Source organism: Nocardioides sp. Root151 (assembly GCF_001427925.1).
Lineage (GTDB): Bacteria > Actinomycetota > Actinomycetes > Propionibacteriales > Nocardioidaceae > Nocardioides.
In genome coordinates this window covers 1-1,481 of sequence record NZ_LMGG01000011.1, presented here as the reverse complement: position 1 = coordinate 1,481, position 1,481 = coordinate 1, and the positions used below count along the sequence as shown (strand labels likewise).

At 68.3% G+C, this 1,481-nt stretch carries 1 protein-coding gene; it reads left to right on the top strand.

From position 1 onward, the window contains the following. The first annotated feature begins 660 nt into the window (after window positions 1-660). A complete protein-coding gene (locus ASD66_RS23965; protein WP_056892499.1) occupies window positions 661-1,365 on the top strand; it encodes an ArsR/SmtB family transcription factor in 705 nt (234 codons plus the stop codon). Window positions 1,366-1,481 lie beyond the last annotated feature (116 nt).

The window sequence follows — 1,481 nt, the reverse complement described above, 5'->3', positions numbered from 1 at the left end:
CGCACCCAGCCTCACGACCAAGCCCCGGGGCAACCTGACAAAACTTACCGGAGTGAGATTCGCCTGTCAAACCGGCCAATCTGCTTCCAGATCCCATCGCACACACTGATCCAGGATCTTCCGAGGCCGCATCGTGGCGCACACTCAGAGGACCCCGAGAGGGGTACTGATGGGGGTGGCCGCCTGGTGGGACCGGAGCCCGGCCAGAAGGCCGTTCTTCCCGGTCGCTCTCGGCGACAGGTGAAACATTAGGCCACGCCCCACCACGGGTCAAATCGACGCGTTCGGGGCTCTCCCCCGGCTTCTCGGTCGCGCCCAGGAGAGCACGCTCCACACCGGGAAGCGGCGCCGTACGCGGCCGGCGTCCAGACCGAGAGGTCCCCAGCTGGTTGGCGTACGACGGGCCCCTGTGCACGGCGATCTCGCGCAGGCTCCAGGTCATCCCCGCGGGGTCGATCCCACTCGTGGGGCCGGCCGGGCGAAGAGTCTGAGTCGCAATCAGCGAGACGGCCATGACGGCGGATCACCTCGTGGGTGTGCAGATCCGGGTGCCGTCCACCGCCAGCCGCGGACGCCTGTCCCACGGGATTCCAGGTCCGGGCCATGAGGACCCCGTCATCTCGGTCCTTGCCGAATCGTGCCTGCGGCACAATCGAAACCATGAGCCTCGACCTCGCACGGATCGGCAGGGCGATCGGTGCGCCAGCTCGCGCCGCGATGATCGATGCGCTGTTCGACGGAGCACCCCACACCGCCGGGCAGCTGGCCCACGTGGCCGGGGTTGCGCCGGCCACCGCGAGCGAACACCTGGCCCTCCTCGCCGACGCGGGTCTCGTAACCGTCGAGCCCCGAGGCCGATTCCGGCACTACCGACTGGCCAACGCCCGTGTCGCGCATGCACTGGAGCAACTCAGTGGCCCGGGCCAGGGCCCCGTCAGCTCACTTCGGCTGTCTCGCGAACAACGTCGTCTCCGGGCAGCTCGCACGTGCTACGACCACCTCGCCGGTCAGCTCGGGGTGGCCGTGGCTGAACGGTTCATCGCCGCCGCATGGACTGATCCGCAGATGAGCACCATCACCCCAGCCGGCACGGACGCCCTGAAAACCTACTTCGGAGTGGACCTCGACCTGGCCGCCCGCTCCCGACGCCCGATTGTGCGGCCCTGTCGTGACTGGACAGAGCAACGCGACCACCTGGCCGGCACCATCGGCGCCATGATCGCCACCGCCATGCTCACCGACAACTGGGTCAACCGTCAGCCGGGAAGACGAGCACTGAGTATCACGCCCCATGGACTTGCCCAGCTCGAGCGGGCCGCCGTCACGACCGACGCCCACTCCCCCGTGAACGACAGAACCGGGTAGGCCTCGAGGCCTACCCGGTTCGGGATGTCACGGTGCCGCGCCATCGGCGATGCTCAGTTGGGTTGTTCGAGTTGTTGGGCGCGGGTGGCGGCGTCGGTGAGTTCGTCGCCGTCGAT

Coding starts and splice junctions, on each gene's coding strand:
- ASD66_RS23965 (WP_056892499.1), top strand. CDS start 661: ATGAGCCTCGACCTCGCACGGATCGGCAGGGCGATCGGTGCGCCAGCT.